General features: G+C 40.5%; 12 protein-coding genes and 1 riboswitch. Of the genes, 4 read left to right on the top strand and 8 right to left on the bottom strand.

The genetic code is table 11. From position 1 onward, the window contains the following. Positions 1 to 107: 107 nt before the first annotated feature. From BM156_RS08035 to BM156_RS08015, 5 genes are all read right to left on the bottom strand, one after another. Positions 108 to 1457, bottom strand: coding sequence for a Gfo/Idh/MocA family protein (locus BM156_RS08035; RefSeq protein WP_093919309.1), 1350 nt, complete (start codon positions 1455 to 1457; stop codon positions 108 to 110). Positions 1458 to 1682: 225 nt separating this feature from the next. Continuing rightward, on the bottom strand, positions 1683 to 3437 hold the full coding sequence (locus BM156_RS08030; RefSeq protein WP_093919308.1) for a RagB/SusD family nutrient uptake outer membrane protein: 1755 nt from the start codon (positions 3435 to 3437) through the stop codon (positions 1683 to 1685). Between the two features lie 12 nt (positions 3438 to 3449). Continuing rightward, positions 3450 to 6866 (bottom strand): TonB-dependent receptor, encoded by a 3417-nt coding sequence (locus BM156_RS08025; RefSeq protein ID WP_170846894.1) that lies wholly within the window; start codon positions 6864 to 6866, stop codon positions 3450 to 3452. A gap of 177 nt (positions 6867 to 7043) precedes the next feature. Beyond that, positions 7044 to 7988, bottom strand: coding sequence for a FecR domain-containing protein (locus BM156_RS08020; RefSeq protein ID WP_093919306.1), 945 nt, complete (start codon positions 7986 to 7988; stop codon positions 7044 to 7046). 104 nt (positions 7989 to 8092) lie between these two features. Continuing rightward, positions 8093 to 8656 carry an RNA polymerase sigma-70 factor gene (locus BM156_RS08015; RefSeq protein ID WP_093919305.1) on the bottom strand — a complete coding sequence of 188 codons (564 nt, stop codon included), beginning with the start codon at positions 8654 to 8656 and terminating at the stop codon, positions 8093 to 8095. A gap of 198 nt (positions 8657 to 8854) precedes the next feature. On the opposite strand from BM156_RS08015, the gene BM156_RS08010 reads away from it, so the two are divergent. Next, positions 8855 to 10069 (top strand): acyloxyacyl hydrolase, encoded by a 1215-nt coding sequence (locus BM156_RS08010; RefSeq protein ID WP_093919304.1) that lies wholly within the window; start codon positions 8855 to 8857, stop codon positions 10067 to 10069. Between the two features lie 93 nt (positions 10070 to 10162). Here BM156_RS08010 and BM156_RS08005 read toward each other — a convergent pair whose 3' ends face one another. Next, positions 10163 to 10819 (bottom strand): metal-dependent transcriptional regulator, encoded by a 657-nt coding sequence (locus BM156_RS08005; protein WP_093919303.1) that lies wholly within the window; start codon positions 10817 to 10819, stop codon positions 10163 to 10165. A 140-nt stretch (positions 10820 to 10959) separates the two neighbouring features. Here BM156_RS08005 and BM156_RS08000 point away from each other — a divergent pair, with 140 nt between their 5' ends. The 3 genes from BM156_RS08000 (at position 10960) to BM156_RS07990 (ending at position 16617) form a co-directional block, all read left to right on the top strand. Beyond that, positions 10960 to 11328 (top strand): hypothetical protein, encoded by a 369-nt coding sequence (locus BM156_RS08000; protein WP_093919302.1) that lies wholly within the window; start codon positions 10960 to 10962, stop codon positions 11326 to 11328. 142 nt (positions 11329 to 11470) lie between these two features. Next, positions 11471 to 13888, top strand: a complete 2418-nt coding sequence (locus tag BM156_RS07995) for a TonB-dependent receptor (protein WP_093919301.1) — start codon at positions 11471 to 11473, stop codon at positions 13886 to 13888. Positions 13889 to 14146: 258 nt separating this feature from the next. Continuing rightward, a riboswitch (cobalamin riboswitch) is annotated at positions 14147 to 14333 on the top strand. 628 nt (positions 14334 to 14961) lie between these two features. Then, a complete protein-coding gene (locus tag BM156_RS07990) occupies positions 14962 to 16617 on the top strand; it encodes a putative transporter (RefSeq protein WP_093919300.1) in 1656 nt (551 codons plus the stop codon). A gap of 272 nt (positions 16618 to 16889) precedes the next feature. Here BM156_RS07990 and BM156_RS07985 read toward each other — a convergent pair whose 3' ends face one another. Together BM156_RS07985 and BM156_RS07980 are read right to left on the bottom strand one after the other, a co-directional pair. Continuing rightward, complete coding sequence (locus tag BM156_RS07985) at positions 16890 to 20027, bottom strand: leucine-rich repeat protein (protein ID WP_170846893.1); 3138 nt, start codon at positions 20025 to 20027, stop codon at positions 16890 to 16892. Positions 20028 to 20077: 50 nt separating this feature from the next. Continuing rightward, positions 20078 to 20938 (bottom strand): Ca2+-dependent phosphoinositide-specific phospholipase C, encoded by an 861-nt coding sequence (locus tag BM156_RS07980; RefSeq protein WP_093919298.1) that lies wholly within the window; start codon positions 20936 to 20938, stop codon positions 20078 to 20080. Positions 20939 to 21458 lie beyond the last annotated feature (520 nt).

Raw genomic sequence — 21458 nt, 5'->3', positions numbered from 1 at the left:
AGTCTAAAAATAAATGCTTAAAAAGGATTACCTCAAAAGCAATCCTTTTTAGAGTTATACTTCAGGCACAGAACTTCAACTATCGTTTTTTATTCTGTGCAAATGAGCTATTTAATCACAGGCAGCGGCTCATTAAACATCCACCTTCCGCGAGTAAAGTCAGGAACATCTACTGAATCGCTTCGATTGCCCACCGACTCTTCACTTAAAGGGCCGATCGCCGACCATGCAGCTGCGTCGTATACATCCTGGTCAAGTGCTTCTCCATTCCGCAAGCAATAGATCATGCGCCAGTTCATCAAGAAATCCATTCCGCCATGACCGCCGCTTTGGATTGCCAGTTCTCCCATTTTCTTCCAAAGGGGATGATCATACTTTTCAAAACACGCATCGATATCCTGCCAGTTATGGGTAGTTCCCCCTTCAACCACTGCAACACGGTTGGGAAATCCTCGAAATACGCCTTTTGTTCCCTGCAGCAGATTGATCCGATCATAAGGGCGTGGCGTTGTTGTGTCGTGTTGTACCATAATGCTTCGTCCAAGTTTAGTTTTGATTAGCGTGGTATTCATATCGCCACAAATGTATTTCCGCTGATTTCGGATATGATCAGGAGGAAAATTCTCCCGAGCGTATTCAGCACGCCCAAGTGCTGGCGAACTCATGGATGACAAGTAATCGAATCGATCTCCACGATTAACGTTCATATATTGGGCAATAGGACCGAGCCCGTGTGTAGGATAAAGGTTTCCGTTTCTTTTTTCGTGATGGGTAGTTCGCCATGAACCAATATTTTTATCAATGGATTTCATCTGCCCCCTCAGATCATGGATGTAAGCACATTCTCCGTGGGTCAATTTTCCAAACACCCCTAAACGGGCCATATTCAGCACCATGAGTTCCTCACGTCCATAGCAAACGTTTTCCATCATCATGCAGTTCTTCTGCGTTTTCTCAGCAGTATCAACCAGTTGCCAACACTCTTCAAGGGTAACAGCAGCCGGGACTTCAGTAAAGGCATGTTTGCCGGATATCATGGCATCAACACACATGGGCGTATGCCATCGCCATGGAGTTCCAATTACCACTGCATCAATATCGTCGCGTTCCAGTAGTCTGCGGTAATCGTACTCTCCGCGGGTGTATGTATCCGGAGCTGGTTTGCCTGCATCCACGCACATTTTAACCGATTTATCGGTGCAATCCGAGTCAATATCGCAGACTGCTTTTATTTCAACTCCATCTATTTTCAGGTAATGCCCAAGGTGACCGCGATTTCTGCCTCCCAGGCCAATCATCCCCAAGCGGACTACATCAAGCGGTTTTGACTTCAATCCAAAAACAGATTGGTGATTTGATGGGGCTGGCTGATGTCCGGCTCTTACATTTCCAACCATAACCATTCCTGCCGTAGCAGCAAGGGTATTTTTTAGAAAGGCTCTTCTGTTCTTTTCCATGTTTATTTAGGTTAAAAATTAGTTCAAGTCCTTAAGATAGTCGATATTCTACACAATGATTTGTTAGATTTTCAATTTTTGGTTTCTGATACCCCCTACTCCCTATTTTAGAACAAAGTACGAAAACACCACATCGAATTACAAAAAATCAAAAAAAGCCATTTACTGAAAAAAACGGATTGCCCAATGGGCAATCCATTTTCCAATATTTCAAATTCGTTTTTTTTATAATTCGGGATTGAATGTTCCTCCCCAAGCAGCATTTTGCTCCAAGTTGGGGTTTTTCTCCAAATCGCTCAATCGAAGTGGATAAAAATAATAGCTTTCAGGAACCACCATTTCCGGAATGTTATTAATCACTTCACGAACAGTATAAGTAAAGTCTTCAGGCATCAAGTCTGTTTTTGTCAAGTTACCTTCAGCGTCAACATATTCATCTTTGACAAATGCTTCCAATCCATATTTCCGTGTTCCATCAAGCAAATGCCAACGACGAGTTCGTCTTAGGTCATCGAAGCGTTTCCCTTCAAAAGCAAACTCAATCCTACGCTCTGCTAAAATAGCATCACGCAATTCCTCTCGCGCCATGTCTGCAGACAAGCCATACATGCCATCTGCACCTTCTTCAATTCCGGCACGTTTGCGAATGAGTTTTAATACAGCAATGGCTTCATCAGACTTGTTCGTTTCGTTAGCCGCTTCGGCAAAGTTCAACAACACTTCTGCATAACGGATCTCAACCCAATCGGTGCTGTTTGTCTCCACTTCTGTTGCCGGCAACTCTTCCTCTAGTCCTTTTCTGCAATAAAAGCCCGTTCGTCCAAAGGTTTGCTTCTCTCCAAAAATATCATCAACATTAGCCAGCGTTGAAGGAACTAAATCAAAAGTTGTATACTGACGACGTTCCGCTTGCGCTCCTAATTCAAATAATGCCCCATTATAAGCAATGGTAGCATAAAAACGAGGATCTCTGTTTTGCCAGTAGGTTTGAACATCATATGAATAGTTTGCAGATTCTCCTGGCTTTTTGCCATCAACCATCGGATAAGCTTCAACAAAACTCCAAATAGGCTGATCCAATCCTGTTGAGTTCTTCGATTCAGAAAGGGGCCTCACACCATGTTCCTGACGACCATTTGTTTTTCCTGGATTGACATAAACAGTAGCCATAATCACCTCATCATTTTGCTCTTCTTTAAAAATGGCATCATAAGTATCTGCGAGTCTATATCCCCAATTATTCAATTCATCTTTTGCCGTTTTATTGGCCGCATAGGCTTCCTGCCAATAACTGTTATCATACGGATTAGATGGATTAAACTGAGGACTTGCTTTATGCAATAAAACTCGTCCTTTAAACGCTAAAACAGCTGCTTTATCAATACGTCCAAAGTTTTCATTTTTAAAGCGAGAAGGAAGAAGCTGATAGGCAGCATCCAAATCTTCGATAATAAAGTCAAAGCACTCTGCTGTTGTGTTTCGCCCTACCATAAGATCTACATCCAGATCTTGCGGTTCTTTAATAATTGGGACTCCCCCATAATAAGAAACCATTTTGAAATAATGCCAGGCTCTTAAAAAATAAGCCTGCCCTTTTATCGTATTTCTGACGTCATCCTCCAGAGTTCCATTTTCAATTTCCTGAAAAAGAATATTAATTCGACGTATTGTTGAATAAGGCCAATACTTGAATGTTCCATTTTGCGAGGTTATAAAATCAGTTGTAATTACTCCTGGACCACACTCATCAACATAAACTCCCGAGTTCACCGGCCACGATGGTAAAGTAGAAGCATATAAATCTGTCAAATAAGCATTCGCCAACACTTCACTCCCCCACACTTTATCAGGAGGATATTGACCTAAATTTTCAACATCATCCAAGATGTTATTACAACCTGCGCTTCCTAAAAGAATGAGCATGCACAACGCAAAAACAACTTTCGGTGTTTTAACTATTTTTATTTTTCTTGTGTTCATCGTTCGTTCAGATTAAAAGGTTAAAGTAAGTCCCGCAGAATACGTTTTCATAACAGGATAGGAGTCAAGTGTCTCCTGCTCCGGATCCATAATCTCTTTCACTTCGGAAAAGGTAAGCAGGTTTGTTCCGTTAACAAAAAACTGCAGACGTTTCACTCCTATCGGCTGAAGCCACTGTTTTGGAAGATCATAAGCGACATTGAGGTTTTTCAAACGCAAATAAGCCCCATTTTTCATCCAGAAAGTTGAACCGCCACCACCAGCTTCAGGTTTCATCCATCCCATTGGGCGTGGGTATTTTGCATCCTGATTATCTTCACTCCAATGGTCTTTCCACAAACCAAAGTAAGGTCGGTCTCCAACCTGGAATACTCCATCCCCATTTCGGGTTCTGATCATCCGATCATAAGCTCCAACTCCCTGAAATAAGGCATTAACTGTAATTCCTTTCCATTCTCCATTGAATGTAAAGCCGTAATTAATTCGCGGAATACCGTTATCTGACAAGAAAGTAGCATCATTACTATCGATCTTTCCATCAGGCCCTTCTGAATAATTTGCTCCGCGAATATCTTCAAAAAGTAAGGTTCCCAACATGGGCTCACGGCCAAATTGAGTAAATCCTTCGGGAAGAGCATCTAAGGTAGCTTGATCACGAATCATTCCTTTTGAAATATATCCAAAAACCCGATGTTTCGGTTTTCCAATTTGGCTTCGCCAATCTTGCAATCCTTCAGTCTCATCAATTGTCAACACCTTATCTTTAGCATATCCCATGTTAAAGCCAATATCATATTTAAACTCACCGATATTGTTGTGATATTGCAAAGAAAAATCGATTCCCCGAATATCTGTTTCGATATAATTCTCAGCAGGAGCAGTGCCTCCCCAAGTGGTAGGAATAGTTCTTATACGCGATCCAAGTATGTCGTAGTTAAACCGATAGAAATAATCAATCTCACCAGTTAGTTGACCGCCCCAAAAACCGAAATCGACTCCTGCATTCCAACTTTTTGTTTTAGCCCAAGTGACATCTGGATTTGGAATAGCACCAGGGCGAATTCCATTACTCACTGAGTTTCCAAACACAAAACCATTTGCCGGAATATAATTATTTTGATACATGAATGCTGGAATTGCATTATTTCCAAAAATATCATTCCCAGATGTACCAAAAGACCCCCTCAGCTTTAAATTTGACAACCAAGAAATATCTTTCAGAAAATTCTCTTCAGTCAAACGCCATGCAGCAGAAACAGATGGGAATAATCCCCAACGAGTGCTCTTCGGGAAACGATAATTGCCATCGTACCTAAAAGAAAACTCGGCAATGTACTTTTCTGCATAATTATAGCCGAACCGTCCAATCCAGGAAACAAAAGCATTGTTTCCTTCCCATCCGGTAAATGTACGGTCTTCTGAGTCAGAAGAAGTTGCAAAAATTTGATCAACATCCCGCGACAATAATTTGTAAGCGGTTCCATTCATATCATAACCATAATACCCCCGTTGTTCATACACGGTCATTGCAGTTACTTCATGCTTCCCAAATGTACGTTGGTAGTCTAAAAACCAGTTCAACTGATAATTGTGACTCAAACCTGAACGTTGATAAATATTTTCATAACTCTGACTTAGGTTGTGCACCTTTTCTTGCCACTGATCTACAGGTACCGATTCATCAATCTTTGTCCTGATATCAGGATCTAATGCTGGCTTATAGTAGGTTTGATGCAAACGAAGATCTTTCTGAATTTTATCATCAGCAGTATAATTCCCCATAAAACTGGTTGAAAGTCCTTGGGTAATTGAACTCAAATCCCAGTCCAAGCGGGCAACAACATTTGCGGTTCGGTAAATTAGATTCCGATTCCCTGTACTGAAAATATTTTCACCAGGATGAAAGCCCCAATTGGATCCCACTGTAGGTATCGCATCTTCAGTGCGTTTTTTTAATGGTGTTCCGTCAGGAGCAACATACCAAGGAAAAATGCGTGATACATTGAACGTAGCCCGGTAGAAATCGCCAACCGTAAACCCTTCACCATTATCATAGTCATAGGGCCAAAAGAAACGATTAATCTCACGTTGATTTCCACTAACATTGACATTCAGTTTCAGTCTTTCAGTTAACTGGCTTGTTACATTGGATCGGAAATTAAACCGTTGATAATTGGTATTTTGGTACGAGCCATCTGACTTATGAAAGCTCCCCATAAAATAGTAGCTTGTTTTATCACTTCCTCCACTAGCACTAATTGAATGTTGTTGTTGCGTTGGGTTCTTCCAAATGACATCATACAAGTTATAGTTGATGTTATTATCTCTGATATAAGCTACTTCTTCATCGGTGTAATAAGGATCACGACCATATGTTTTTTCAAAATCGTTGCGATAAATAACCTCATCTAAGGCCGTGTAGTCATTGGTATTGTATGTCGTTTCCTGGAAAGAATAGCTCCCCTTATAAGTAAACTCTGCTCTCTTACCTAGCTTTCCTCCTTTTGTTTTTACTAAAACGACTCCATCGGCAGCCTTCATCCCATATATCGAAGCAGCTGCAGCATCTTTCAAAAATGAAATTTCTTCAACCTCATTAGGATCTAAAGCATCAAAAGCAGACTTGTCTTTTACAACATTGTCAATAACAAATAAAGGGTCAGTAAGACTACCCCGAATTTTAATGGAAGACGTGGCTCCTGCAAACCCAGAGTTATTGATAACTGTGATTCCTGAAGCTCGTCCAGCTAAGGTATTTGACAAAGCAGGTGTAGAAATTTCGTCCAGATCTGCAGTTTTAACAGAAGACGCAGCACCTGTCAGCGTTGCTTTTTTTTGAGTTCCATAACCAATAGCCACGACTTCTTCCAAGCCAATAGCATCAGCTTTCATCGTGAGATTAATTGTTCGTTGAGTACCCACCACAACTTCCTGGCTTATCATTCCCACGAAAGAAAAAACCAAAGTTGAAGAAGCTGATGGTACTTTTAGGCTGTAGTTACCATCAATATCAGTCGTTATTCCAATAGTGGTGCCTTTCACTACAACAGTTACGCCGGGTAACGGTTCTCCTGATGAATCCGTTATCAATCCAGTTACCCTAAGCTCTCCCTGTAGTTGTTGTTCTGGATTTTTCATCAGAATAATACTCGTACCCAATTTTTTATAGGCAACATCTGTATTCGTAAAGACAGCTGAAAGGACATCATCGACGGTACGATTCGATGCATCAACATTGACCGCACGGTTTAAGTCAACTTCATCTCTATTGTAGACAAACAAATAATCAGTTTGACTCTCGATTGTTTGAAGCACCTTTAAGACGCTTACATTTCTTAATGAAATATTCACTTTAGCCACCTGTGATTTGGCATTCGTTGCAAACAGCGAGGAAGCAAACATGATTACTATCAAAAATGTGGTTTTCATTTTCCGTAATGGCTGTTTCATTAAGTCAAAGAAATTCCCTGACAAATAAATTTTCATAAATTTGTTTTTTGGTTGTTAATACTTGAATTGTTTTAGCGAGTGATCAGGTATCGACCAGTTAGCGGAAGGTGTTAGCGCACCTTCCGTTTTTTTTCATAAGCTTGTGGTTTTTAGTTATTAATCAATTACTATTTTGTTCTGCTCTTCATCAATCTGATAATTGAAGGCATGGTTTAGCTGCAGTACCCGAATGATGTGCTCCACGCCATCTTTCATTCTAAATTTCCCGGAGTATTTGTAATTCAACATCTTCGGATTTCTAATCTCAATACCCCGATCAAAATAGAGCTCAAGTTTATGCACCAGTTCGGGAAAAGTTGCGTTGTCAAAGCTGATAATTCCTTCACGCCACAAAAAACGATCTCTATTAACGATGGAAGAAACGATAAGCTGCCCATCTTCGAGTAATGCTTGTTCATTAGGCTCAAGAACAATCCCTTTTGTTTTGCTGTGCTCCAGCACTTCAACAGCTCCTTCAAGCAGTGCTGTTTCAAAACCGCCATCTTGCGAATAAGCAATTAGGTTAAATTTTGTCCCCAATACTTTCACATCATATTTCTGTGCATTCACAATGAATGGTTTACGCTCATTGCGAGCTACCTCAAAGAAACCTTCACCATCTAGTTTTACTTCACGCACCTCATCTGAAAACTGTGTTGGAAATGTCAAGGTCGTTTTTGCATTTAACCATACTTTTGTCCCATCCTGCAAAGTCAATTCCGCACGCTGCCCGGCAGGAACATGCAAGGTTTGCATCACCAGCTCGTCTTTCAATCCATTACCGGGGGCAAAAAACCGAACAGCTATGAAGGCGATAACGAAAATGGCTGCAATTTTAAGCAGTTCGAACATTGTTGCTTTATTCAACTTAATGCCACGTCCTTTTTTCTTTTCGTAAACCGGAATTGAAGAATCTGTTTGCCAAATTGAAATATCATTCAACTTTCGCAACGCCAGGTACTCTTTCATATGCTTCGAATCTGCATCGAGCCATGCTGCGACCTTCACTTTCTCCTCCTCAGTACACTCTCCGTCAATATATTTTAAAAGAAGTTTTTCCATCTTTCAAAGTGCTTAATTCTGTAAAATAAGACACAGCTTATTCTGTCCTTCAATTTAGAGTACGATTGAAAGAGAAAGATCCCTAGTTAAAATTTTCATTTTTTTTACAATTTCAGGAAAGACAAGATCCCAACAAGCGGTAAATAATCTTTAAGCGCAACTCGTAACACACTAACTGACTGCCCAATATGATACTCAACCCCTTTTACAGAGATGTTGTATCGTTCAGCAATTTCTTTGTGTGATTTATTGCCAAAACGACTTAAAATGAAAATCTCCCTTGTCCTTTCAGGAAGGGAGTTAAGTGTCTTTTCAACAATTTGCTGGATTTCATTCGAAAATACTTCTTTCGGATCACTGGACTCGAGAGAAGAAATCCGAATTTGCAGCTCTCGCTCCAACCCTTCTGTCATCAAGCCATGCACATCATGCTTAATGGTTTGATGTTTTAAATGATCCAGTGCCCGGTTCTTCAGCATGGAAAATAGATATGGGGCAACAGGATCAATAGGCTTCTGCTTTAGCTGCTCCCACAACTTAATCAAAGAATCTGAGACAATATCCTCTGCAACCATCTCCTCCTGCACATACGACTTCACGTACAAATACGATTTTCGATAAAAAGCCGTATATATTTCATTGAAACTCTTGGCTAGCACAAAATCCATTGGGTTTGTTTCAAGATACAAACTTACGAAATAAATCGACGTTAAGCTTTAGCTGCATAGCCAAAACCAATAAAGCAACTTTGTAATTTTAATAAAACATGAACTTTATCGTCAAGCCCCAATCGGATCATATCTCCCCATAAAACATATATTCTATCTTTGACGGCCCCTAGTTTAAATGTCATAACAATTATACTGATGAAAACAATCATAGCAATTTGCATGTTTGCATTTTCCTTGCAATTATTCGCACAGGAGAAGCAGATGAACGACTCCATAAAAAGCCAAAAGCCCAAACGCTATAATTCAATTGGATTACGCTATCATGGAGGAGATGTCCTACAAAGCAATGACTTTGTAAAAGGCACCAATAATACCCAAAAGGCAATCGACTATTTTCAGGCTTTAAGTCTTTCGTACAGCGTGCAAACAGCTGGGAACAGAGAATGGCACCACATTTTTAATTTCCCGTATTACGGAGTCGGTTTTTACAATGCGAATTTCTTTAACGTTGATGAGTTGGGAACACCAACAGCCTTGTTTGGTTTTATGGGTTTCCCCTTAAAACGAGGAAAAAAGAGTGTCTGGGGATACGAACTGGGCTTTGGCTTAACCTACAACTGGGAGCCTTACAACAAAGAAACAAACCCTTGGAATGTTGCTATCGGATCCTACCGAACAGTCTATATTGATGCCAACCTGTTTTACGAGTATGCCTTGAGCCCAAGATGGGATGTACGAGGAGCTTTAGGATTTACCCATTTCTCAAATGGTAGCATAAAACAGCCCAACAAAGGACTCAACCTAATGGCTCCATCCATCGAGTTTAGTTACAATTTTAAAGATCGTCCATTACTAGTCATATCTCCTCAGCCAACTTATCAACAGCACTATGAATTAGCCCTGCAAATTGGAGGTGGTAAAAGTAATGAACTTTATGAAAATACAAATACAGCTGCAACTCAAGAGGGCGTAGCAGCCGTGACTGACACCATCCATTCATTCCTTAACATCTCAGCCGCCTTGCTGAAACAAACCACCTGGAAAAATAAGTTTGGCGTAGGAATTGATCTTACTTATGATGAAAAAGCTAATGTACAAGTAACCAACCCCGAAAATCTCAGTCAGCAACCAATCGTTGAACTGGCTAACAGACCTTTAGACCGAATGATGCTTGGCGTATTTGGCACCTATGAATTTACAATTGACCGATTATCAGTTGCCTCGTATCTTGGGGTTTTAGCCGTCCGCAAAAAAGACCCGAACATCAAGTCTCTGTATCAGAAATTTGGATTAAAATACCACTTTAAAAACGATATGTACATGGGCATTTTAATAAGGGCCCACAATTTCTCGGTTGCTGATGTAATTGAGTGGAATATCGGTTATCGCATAAAGTGGCCCCAAAAGTAAAACTCGGAAAAACCTGATTGTCAAAAAAGTGAGCTACAAACGATTAAGCATCTTTGGTAAATGTCGCATTTGCTCTATCTACCAAAGGTTGTTTTACAAACGTTCAACCAAGAGCCTATCGCAAACTTCCTTGCTCAAATTTAAGCTCGGTTCTTTTTCAATCGAAATCGTCATGCTTTTATCAAAGGTCTCAATCTGTTCCACGAGCATTTCCACTTCCAAGCGAATGTGCCGACCATTTAAGTAATCCAAAAATTCCTTATTATCATCTCGCAAAGCCTTTACAACGACCCGATCACCTCGTCTCATTTCGGATAAGCTTAAATATGGTCTCGACAGTACATTCCCGTTTTTATCCGGTATTGGTGATCCATGCGGATCAAAAGCCGGATTGCCCAACATGTCATTCATTCGGTCAAAGAGAATCTCTGCTTCAACATGCTCCATTTCTTCGGCAATGTCATGCACTTCTTCCCAACCAAACTCCATCTTCTCCACCAAAAACATCTCCACTAAACGATGCCGTCTGATAACCAAAGCAGCCTCCTTTTTCCCTTGTGACGTCAATTCAATGGGCTTATACTTTTGGTACTCAACCCAACCTTCATGCTGAAACTGCTTCACCATACTATTAACTGTTGGCTTACTCACCCCCAATCTTTTTCCAAGTCCAGACAAAGAAATCACACCTTCCTCTTCGGCTAGCATATACATCGCTTTTAAGTAATTTTCTTTCGTTTTCAAAGTCATTTGTGAAGTCTTTGTTACAAAGATAAAATATTATTCAAATAAAATTGTTAGACTAATCTAACTTTATATATTTGTACAACATAAAGTATAAAATTTTATAATTTGACAACACTTTTAGGAAAAATCTGTTTCATCTAATTATGAAAACGACATTAACCCACAAAATAAAACAACTGGTTGCAAGCCTGGTCATCGTTGCCATGGGGCTGCTTGTTGTTAATAATGTCGTTTTTCTCCATGCACATAAGCTAACCAACGGAAAAATCGTGGTTCATGCCCACCCGTATAATAAAGGGCAAGATTCAGCACCTTTTAAAAAGCATAACCACAGCTCAAATGAGTTGACCCTCATTTCGCATCTTCAGCTCCTCTTTTTTGCTGCGTTGTTGTTAACATTGAGCATATTCCGATCTGAAATCGCCCAAGGCTTTTTCACCTCAAAACACAATTATCGTTCAGCTTTTAGGCACTGCACAAAAGGAAGAGCTCCCCCTTATTCATTGTTTTAAATAGGATTTAGGATAGCCAAATCTCCTGATTTGACATCCCTACTTTTCCATCCAAGCCGGAGGAAATAGTTCTACATGACATTCTCCGAGGCGAGAACTGCCCCGAAGAATATTATAAACATATAGAAAACAATAAAATAAGATGAAAAAAATAGCATTCCTTGCAATTATTCTTTTTGCTTCAGTAACTTTAATTCAAGCACAGAAAAAAAATACAGACGCCAACATTATAGGACACGTTCAATGCGAAGGAGAGCATGTTCCCTTTATTAATGTCACCATTGACGGGACAACAATCGGAACAGCAACCGATGGAACTGGTCACTACCAGCTTATCAACCTCCCCGTAGGTGAATTAACTGTCCGGGTTACTGGTATTGGTTATAAAAGTCATTCAAAAAAAGTACAAACAGAGGCCAATAAAACACTGGAAATAAAATTCGACATTGAAAAAGATGTTTTAAACATTGAAAGTGTAGTGGTTACTGCCGATCGTAATCAAACCAACAGAGCAGAAGCCCCGGTTATTGTCACATCCATTTCACCAGAACTGATGCAAAATACCCAATCGGTGAATATTGCTGAAGGGTTGGTTTTCACCCCTGGACTGCGCACCGAAACCAATTGCCAAAATTGTGGGTTCACACAGCTTCGAATGAATGGTATGGAAGGCCCCTACACCCAAATTCTGATGAATAGCCGCCCCGTTTTTAGCGGTCTGGCCGGGGTGTATGGACTGGAACTAATTCCGGCCAATATGGTCGAACGCATGGAAGTTGTTCGTGGAGGTGGATCCGCCCTGTTTGGGGGAAATGCCATTGCCGGAACGGTTAATATCATTACCAAAGAACCCAATCGAAACTCTTTCAGTTTTGATGGCCGATTTGGAACTATTGGCGTTGGAGCTAAAGACCGTGATCAACTGGCTACTGATGGGCAACTTAACCTGAATGCGTCAATCATTACCGATGACCGAAAAACGGGAGGCTACATATACTCCATGCTACGTAACCGAGACGCTTATGATGCCAATGGTGACGGCTTTACAGAAATGGTTGAACTGGAAAACACCACCTTTGGATTTAATGTTTTTCACAAGCCCGGAGCGAAAAGCAAGATTTCATTGGATGGCTACCGCATCAGCGAATTTCGCCGTGGCGGAAATAAGCTCGACCTCCTTCCCCACGAAACAGATATCACTGAGCAACTGGACCATTTGATTACCGGAGGAAACTTATCGTATGATCTTTTTACCAACGGAAGCTATGACAAGTTGACCGTTTACGCTTCTGCCCAGCACGTACAAAGAGGTTCGTATTATGGTGCTCAGCAGGATGCAAATGCCTATGGCGACACCAAAAACCTTACTTCTTCGGTTGGTGCTCACTATGGTTTTCATGCCGATCACTTTTTAGTTGCTCCCTCAACCACCATTTTCGGAATTGATAACACCAACGATTACCTGCATGACATAAAACTTGGAGCCAACGGAGAAGCGAACACGACTTTAACTAAGCAATCAGTCAACACCTTAGGTTCATTTATTCAACACGATTGGAAATCAGAAAAGGTAAACCTATCTCTCGGCCTTCGTTATGACCGGTACTGGATAACTGATAAAGAAAGCGATGAGGACGATTTAAGTAAAGGGGTTTTAGTGCCACGAGTAGGGCTTATGTACAAATTCTCTCCTGAAGTACGTTTTCGTATTGGTTACGCCCAAGGTTACCGTGCTCCCCAAGTTTTCAATGAAGACCTGCACATCGAGCTGGTTAATGCGACCCGGGTTGAAACCTTTAATTCGGAGGATCTGAAACAAGAAACTTCCAATGCTTTTACGGCTTCGCTGAACCCTGTTTTTAGCTTAAAAAACACCTTGAATGACGTATTGATCGAAGGATTTTACACCCGCTTAAAAGATCCATTTGCCAACGAATATTACCCGACAGATGATAATGGTAATTTCGCTTACATGCGAATAAATGCTGAAGATGATGCTTATGTTGCCGGCGTTAACCTGGAATGGAAGTCTTTCTTATCTGACCACCTGGAAGCACAACTTGGTCTGACTGTTCAAGCCAGTCGCTATGAATCGCCTCAAGCCTGGGGAGATGAAGAAACCAGTGTTTCAAAAGACTTTATGCGCACCCCAAATCAATATGGATATGCTACTTTCATTTGGAAACCATCGCATCACTTCAACACATCTTTGTCGTTAAACTATACCGGATCCATGTATGTGCCTCACTTCGGACTCAATCCGGCTGATTTTGAAGGACAAGAACAACAATTGGTGTTGGATGCAATTTCCCGTGGAGATATTATTGAAGGAGAAATGCTGAAAAAAGCAGATGGTTTTGTGGTTGCAGACCTTTTGTTCTACTACGACTTTCATTTTGGGAACGAAACAGAAATGCAGTTTTATGCCGGAGTCAAGAATATCTTCAATCAAATACAAAAAGATTATGACCGAGGCGTATACCGTGATGCTGGTTATATTTACGGTCCTTCGTTACCACGTACGTTAAACTTTGGTGTTAAATTTGGCAACATCTTTTAATTGACATAAAAACATTTTCCCTATACAAAAAAAGAGGCAGAAAACCCTTAACGGGTTGTTGCCTCTTTTTTTTGCAACATCATTTTTTACCACCGAACGACCACGCCTCAAAAAAAAACGAGCATAAGTCAGAATTACACACCACACAACACACTATATAGCAACACAATAAACAAAGACAAAGCACATCACGAAAAAAGAAAAAGTGTTTTCCCTTTGTTTTTCCTTATTCTGGGCTTACTTTTGCGGCCGCGTTCATTTCAATATTACGAATAAGATCTCCTGTGAAAGGGAGTTAATAGGGAATCACGTTCAAATCGTGAGCTGTCGCGCAACTGTAAAGTCCGTAACTTATTTTTCAGCTACATGCCACTGTTTAGTTTTTAAATGGGAAGGCGCTGCAAAATGGACAAGCCAGGAGACCTGTCTTATTTATATGAACGGCAATTGCTTTCGCGGTTTAAGGCAATGGTCAGGAACGAATTCACGACATTGATCTATTTCGTCTCCTTCGCTATTCATTAATCGCCTAAAAAAATTAAGGTCGTATTATTAAATTAAAGGATTGCTGTATGCTTACATTAAATCTGGGGTTACTTCGTATTAGAACAAATCGGTTAATGAACCCGGTTTGCAAGAAATATTTTCTTGGCCAGAGCTTGCTTAAGAAGCTGCAACAGGAGGGGAAGTCTATAGATCAAAAGGATTGGAAAACGCAACAAGTAACAGGTCGTGACAGTTTTGTCAATCCCCAAAAAAAGACAGGGGTATTAAAGACTGTGTTTTTCTTGTCGTCTTCACCCCTAACTTACAACATCTTATCTCAAATGAATTCATTTTTCTTCATCTGCCTCGATTGTCCTCCAAGAACTGTTGGATATCACTCTCCATAAACCATTAAATGGATCGACATACACTATGATTGGAATGCCACTGAAAACAGTCATTCTAAATATGGTCACAGCTACCAAACAATAATTAATTTAATTACTCTTTTCGAGTTTTAGATAGATTGCTCATTGGAAGCAGGACAAATTTCTTGCTTCCATTTTTCTTTCATTAAACCAAAATCAATGGAATTTTTAAAACTATTTACGCAATCGGGAACTGCCTCAACGCTTGTTTTCCTCAGTTTAACCGGGATTATCGGTATTCTGCTTGGGAAAATCAAAATTTTCAACATCAAACTAGGCATTTCCGGTGTGCTGTTTGCAGGCCTGTTGATAGGCCATTTAGGAGCAACAACCGATGCCAACGTGTTGCACTTTGTCAAGGAGTTTGGCTTAATTCTATTTGTCTATTCAATTGGACTTGAGGTTGGTCCCCGGTTTATTTCATCACTTAAAAGTGATGGTTTACAACTCAATGCCCTCGCCGGAGGAATTGTCGTTCTGGGCTTTTTCATTGCCGTTGCCATTAAGCTTATTTTCGATGTTCCCTCTGCGGTTATCACCGGAATTATGTGTGGAGCTGTAACCAACACTCCTGGTTTGGGAGCAGCCCAACAAGTTATTACAGAACAAATGGGCAATCCGGAATTAACTGAGCTAACAGGCATGGGATACGCCGTAGCTTATCCTTTTGGGATTATCGGGATCATCTTAACAATGCTCATCATTCGCTATTTCTTTGGAGTGAAAATTAAAGAAGAAGCTAAAAGCTATTCTGGAAAAGTATCCGGAGTTTCGGGGAAGTTAATTGCAGTAAATTTAACGGTAACCAACCAAGCTCTTTTCGGGAAATCTTTTGCTTTCTTAAAAGAAACTTTAGCCGGGGAGTTTGTCATTTCCCGGGTTTTTCGAGAAAAAGACTTTTTTGTTCCTGAAGAAGAGGATCAAATTCAGGATGGCGATGTAATCTATGGGGTTTCAAGTCGAAAAAAGTTTAATGCACTAGAGCTAAAGGTTGGAAAACTCCATAAAACCGGAGAACTCAACATTTCAGGCAGAATGGGAATGCGCCATGTTGTTTTCACCAATAAAAAAATGGCCGGAAAAACCATTAAGGAAATTGGTATTTCACGTCAATATCCGGTTAATATTACGCGCATCTTTCGGGCCGGAAACGAAATCATGCCTCACGAAAAAGACAGTATTGAATTTGGTGATACTCTGCGCATTGTTGGTGAACGAAAATCTTTAAACGATGTAGTCAACCTACTTGGTAACTCCATGAAAGATCTATCACACCCCAATATTATTCCGGTGTTTATCGGGATTCTTGCTGGTGTTTTAATTGGAAGTATTCCATTTGCAATTCCGGGACTTCCTGCTCCTGCTAAATTAGGATTGGCTGGAGGACCTCTTCTGGTTGCTTTATTCTTAGGACACAAAGGACGTATCGGAAAGCTTGACTTTTACATGACTCCGGGAGCAAACCTGTTTATTCGCGAGTTGGGAATTATCTTATTCCTGGCCTGCGTTGGACTTTCCGCCGGAAAACACTTTGTTAGTACAATCGTTAATGGAGGCTATTTGTGGATGGCTTATGGTGTAGCAATCACCATTATTCCGCTCATTATCATTGCCGTAATAGCCCGACTCTTAAAATTCAACTATCTAACGATTTGTGGCTTACTATCAGGAGCAATGACTGACCCTCCCGCATTGGAGTACGCCAACTCGTTGTCTCCTATCCAGGCACAATCAACAGCATATGCAACTGTTTATCCGCTAGTCATGTTTTTGCGCGTACTTTTAGCGCAAATCCTGGTGCTGGTATTTCTATAATTTAAGAGCGTATGGAAAATGAATTTTAGCTTTTCATTTTTCATACGCTTCAACACCCAATAAGCTATTCTGGATTAATCAATAAAAGCCTCCTCTCAGGCTCTTTACTCACAAGAATTTTAAATAGTGAGGAAGCATTCATTTTTCTGCATAATTCCCAAAAACAGAATTGTCTACTTAAACTCAACGACAACTTATCTCCTATTCTTTTATAAAAAAGATGGTACTCCTCCAAGCAATACCATCTTCCAAATTGAGTAATAAAGAAGTCGCTATTTCTGAACGATCAACCTTTGAGGCACAGCACCAATTTTCACGAGATAAACACCGCTTTTCAACCGACTTACATCAATCAGTTGTTGGCGATCGGTTATCATCGTTTGTAATACCATCCCTCCTGAAATATCATATACAATTAAACAAGCCCCCACAGGAGCATTGCTTACAGTTACCACATTATTCGAGGGGTTAGGGTATAACTTTATCCCTCCGTTCTCTAACTCATCAATTGCTGTTGAAATATCGGTTGTTACCGTTAATGATTCACTCGCTAGCGAAGCATGGGACATGTCCGTTTCAGCATAACGTTGGATAAGCCTATACAAAGTATTACCATCCAAGCCATCAAATAGAACAGTGTCCTGCCATGTTTCTCCGTTGTCGATGCTGTACTCGCACCCTTCCTGCACAGTCAAAACGATGCTACTATCTGTTTTGCTTGCTAGTGTTGGAGCCACAGGAGCCGCTTTTTGTGCTTTATCTGTGACAACTGTTAATGCTTCACTTAGCTCTGAAGCATAGTGCGTATCTATTTCAAAATAACGCTGCACAAGCACATAAGCAGTACTAATCTCAAGTCCGTCAAACAAAACGTCACTCTGCCAGCTTACTCCCCCATCAATACTGTACTCACAGCCAGCTGCTGCATTGAGGGTAATACTGTTTTCAGTTTTGGACGCCAGTGTTGGTGCTGCCGGAGCCAATTGTTGAGCTTTTTCAGTTACAACAATCAATGGGACACTTGCCGGTGAAACATAGTGTATACTGGTTCTTGCATAACGTTGCAGTAAAGTATAAGAAGTTCCACTCTCCAATCCATCAAAAAGAACGGTATTCTGCCAACTTCCCCCACCATCAATACTGTATTCACAACCTGCCTTTGCATTTAAAGTGATACTGCTTTCAGTTTTGCCAGCAAGGGTTGGTGCAGCAGGTGCCGATTGAGAGATTTTCTTGGTAGTCGCCGTTACTGAGGCACTTATAGCTGAAGCACTATACATTTCTGTTTCAGCATAACGCTGAACGAAAGTATAACTAAAATTCGCCTGCAAGCCTTCAAATAGTGTCGCATCCTGCCAAGTTGCACCGTTGTCGATACTGTACTCGCAGCCTTCAACTACAGCAAGGATAATACTGTTGTATGTTCTACTTACCAATATTGGTGCGTCAGGTGCTGTTTGTGGTGTTTTATTTGTCGTTACCATAAAAGGAGCACTTGATGGAGAAGCAAAACCCGTATTGGTTTCGAAATAGCGTTGGACAAAAATATAAGTTGTGTTCATTTCCAAACCTTCGAACAATACTTCTCGCTGCCAGCTCAAGCCGTTGTCAATACTGTATTCGCAACCTTCAACTGCCTTAAGAGTAATACTATTTTGCGTTTTGCTTGCCAATACCGGGACTACAGGTGCCGAAGGAGAGGCTTTATCTGTAATTACCGTTAATGGAGCACTTTGGGGTGAAGCACTGAATGTTTCAGTTTCGGCATAACGTTGAATAAGAATATACGATGTATTACCAACTAATCCGTCAAATAAAACAGCATCCTGCCATGTTGTGCCGTTGTTGATGCTGTACTCGCAGCCTTGCACGCTGTTTAGAGTAATGCTGTTATGCGTTTTACTTGCTAAGGTTGGTGCCGAAGGTGCCGATTGAGAAGGTTTATCTGTAGTTACCGTTAATGGGGCACTTGCCGGAGAGGTTAAGGATATTTCAGTTTTAGCATAGCGTTGAACAAAAGTGTACGCGGTATTTTCGTTCAACCCCTCGAATAGAACTGCATCCTGCCATGTTGTGCCATTGTCGATGCTGTACTCACAGCCTTCAACTACAGTAAGGATAATACTGTTGTGCGTTTTGCCAGCTAGTGTTGGTGCGGCAGGGGCAAGTGGCTCCGATATAAAAGCAGTGTAGGAAGTAGCAAAAACGCTTACGGTGTAGTTTCCATCGGTTAGAGGTACCATTGCTCCGCTACCATCCTTCCATCCTGTAAAACCGGGAGTTGCGTCGTGCTTGGGTAGGGTGATGGATGCTAGGTTGCCATTATAGGCAAATGCTTTAAAGCCTATGTTCACCAGTTTTTCGGAGAGCGTTACGCTCATTATGTTATTGCTACTAAAGGAGCTCTCTCCAATGCTTGTTACTGTTTCAGGAAAGTCTACACCTTGTAATCGGTTATAGGAAAATGCAGCATTTCCAATGCTTTTTAGAGTCTGGGGTAGGACAAGGTTGGTTAAGCTGTTAGTTGCAAATGCTTCTTCGCCAATGCTGGTTATGCTGTTTGGAAGCGTAATATCCTGAAGTCCCCTGCTGGCAAATACACTACTTCCTATTCCGGTAATGGTGATCTCTGGCCCTTCTTTGTTTAGGGTTTGGGGGATAGTTAGCTTTGTGCCTTTCAGTATATTGCAACTTATAATACACCCTTCGTTGTCAATTGTTACGTCGTCAGCAGTAAGAGTATAGGGTATAATGGCGTAGTAGGGAACATAGAAATTTGATACGGTATAGTTGCCCTCTTCGGTCTTTATCACCTTTTGCTTATTATAGTCAATCCATCCTTCGAAACCTGGGGTTGACTCGTGTTTGGGCAGATTAATTAATGTAAGGTTGTTATTGTTGGCGAATGCACATTCTTCAATGATAATTAATGTTTCCGGAAGAGTTACACTTGTTAACTGGTTACTGGAAAACGCGTAGCTGCGAATGTTTAGTAACCCATTGGGGAACGTAATGCTGGTTAAGTTGTTAAAGGCGAATGCATAGCCTCCAATGCTTTGTAGTCCATTGGGAAGCGTAATGCTGGTTAAATGGCAGCTATAAAAAGCTTGGTAACCAATATTTTTTACTCCTTCTGGAACTACTACACTTGCTAGGCGAAGTAGCATAAAAACGCAATCGTTAATGCTGGTAATGGCTATATCAACGCCCTCTTTGTTGATGGTTTGTGGAATAATAATATTCCCAAATGCATAGGTCTCGGTATTAAAATCGTTAATGTTGCAACTTAGAATTACACCGCCTTCATTCACTGTTATGTCGTCAGCTGTAAGGGTGTAAGATGTGGGGCCTTGCGCATTAGTTGTTACTACAGCCATAAGCAATGCGAAGAAGAGTAGAATCTGTTTCATGATTATTTTTTGTTTAAAATTTCTGAATTGGAAATACCTACTGGTTGGCATCACTTCAATTTCTCTCGGTACCCGTGCGAATTGCTGACTTTACACCAGCTGTTGTTGCTTACCTTATCGGTAGCAATGGCACTAACATTTGCCTTAATGCAATTGCTCCAATTGGTTTCGGAGTTCGATATGTAGGTTCTGGTAATTAATTTTTTCTGGGCAAAAGGAGGGATGGAACTCATCCATGTATCTTTATTGCTATTATGGATGTGGAAATTGAAAAACACAATGTTCCCATTGCTTGGCGGGTGAACCGCCTTATCGGAATCAGACATATCTTGATCGCTAAAGCAATAACGGTGGTTCAAACTAGTTTTGGCATACTCTGACTTCCAACTCTTATTCCCACTTAAGCAGAAGATAAACTTTCCCTTAATCTCTGAGGCAGAAAGCGCGGGCCAACCAGTCTTGATTACATTTTCGCATAGCGATAGCGACGAGTCTTTCATGAGCTGATGGGGTTTGAAAATTAGATCCTCATCAAAGTGACATTTTAAATATGTGTCGATTTCCTCGTGAAATTTATCGTAACCTCCATGAGCACTTTTAATATCTAAGGTGATTAAAATGATACTATGCTGAGAGTTACGGTGATGCCAGTCAAGTATTTCCGACAGGAAGGAAGACAGAGGTGTACTACCAAAGAGGAGTGTATGAGCAACTGTAAAGTAGTTTGCCCCAATTGATTCGAAAGGCTTATAATTAGACGAATGTCTCCATATATCCAATTCTAGTCCCATGCACCCACTGTTATGTGGCTCCTTGGGATTAAATGTTAGCTGCTCACTAAAGGACTCTTTTCTATCATAGGAGTTGTGAGAGGCCTTGAATGTTATCTGGTCAAAAGTTAGCTCATTCATTTGTTGAAGTTTTTATTTATATATAGAAGATTCATGGGAAAATGAGCAGCATTGGTTCATACAGCTACTCTTGTATATAAATCCAGAGAAGAAAGACTATGAACTGTACAACTAAGGCTTTCCAATTACCTTTTTCCTATTACTTTAAATTTGATTCCCATTATTTTTTTTGTTCCTGGATTTATTAGAAAACAACTTTTTTAGAACAGCGGAAAAACAACGTCTCTATTTCTGCTTGTTTTTCCGCCTGATAAAAAAAATCAGGTAAATAAAAATCTCCATAAGAAGAGGAAGAGGACGATGACATAATAAAAACAAGTGTTTTTTTAAACAATCACCAACTTTATTTTACATACTAAAGATAGGAATCACTACTCCTGGATAATGGTAGGAATGACTAATAATTAGGGTAGAAATAGCAAAAACGTCAGGTAAAAACAGCAATACAAAACAGTCAATACAGCAATTAACTAATTAGCAGCAGCTTTTATACTACAGGGAAAGTAGTGAACAATAAATT

Source organism: Sunxiuqinia elliptica, from assembly GCF_900113005.1.
GTDB lineage: Bacteria > Bacteroidota > Bacteroidia > Bacteroidales > Prolixibacteraceae > Sunxiuqinia > Sunxiuqinia elliptica.
Note: the sequence above shows the minus strand (reverse complement) of the source record. Positions and strands in the feature narration are given on the sequence as shown.

What these genes read in the sequence shown, in the direction of transcription:
- BM156_RS08035 (WP_093919309.1), bottom strand. Translation starts at nt 1,457, where the DNA reads ATGGAAAAGAACAGAAGAGCCTTTCTAAAAAATACCCTTGCTGCTACG.
- BM156_RS08030 (WP_093919308.1), bottom strand. Translation starts at nt 3,437, where the DNA reads ATGAACACAAGAAAAATAAAAATAGTTAAAACACCGAAAGTTGTTTTT.
- BM156_RS08025 (WP_170846894.1), bottom strand. Translation starts at nt 6,866, where the DNA reads ATGAAAACCACATTTTTGATAGTAATCATGTTTGCTTCCTCGCTGTTT.
- BM156_RS08020 (WP_093919306.1), bottom strand. Translation starts at nt 7,988, where the DNA reads ATGGAAAAACTTCTTTTAAAATATATTGACGGAGAGTGTACTGAGGAG.
- BM156_RS08015 (WP_093919305.1), bottom strand. Translation starts at nt 8,656, where the DNA reads ATGGATTTTGTGCTAGCCAAGAGTTTCAATGAAATATATACGGCTTTT.
- BM156_RS08010 (WP_093919304.1), top strand. Translation starts at nt 8,855, where the DNA reads ATGAAAACAATCATAGCAATTTGCATGTTTGCATTTTCCTTGCAATTA.
- BM156_RS08005 (WP_093919303.1), bottom strand. Translation starts at nt 10,819, where the DNA reads ATGACTTTGAAAACGAAAGAAAATTACTTAAAAGCGATGTATATGCTA.
- BM156_RS08000 (WP_093919302.1), top strand. Translation starts at nt 10,960, where the DNA reads ATGAAAACGACATTAACCCACAAAATAAAACAACTGGTTGCAAGCCTG.
- BM156_RS07995 (WP_093919301.1), top strand. Translation starts at nt 11,471, where the DNA reads ATGAAAAAAATAGCATTCCTTGCAATTATTCTTTTTGCTTCAGTAACT.
- BM156_RS07990 (WP_093919300.1), top strand. Translation starts at nt 14,962, where the DNA reads ATGGAATTTTTAAAACTATTTACGCAATCGGGAACTGCCTCAACGCTT.
- BM156_RS07985 (WP_170846893.1), bottom strand. Translation starts at nt 20,027, where the DNA reads ATGAAACAGATTCTACTCTTCTTCGCATTGCTTATGGCTGTAGTAACA.
- BM156_RS07980 (WP_093919298.1), bottom strand. Translation starts at nt 20,938, where the DNA reads ATGAATGAGCTAACTTTTGACCAGATAACATTCAAGGCCTCTCACAAC.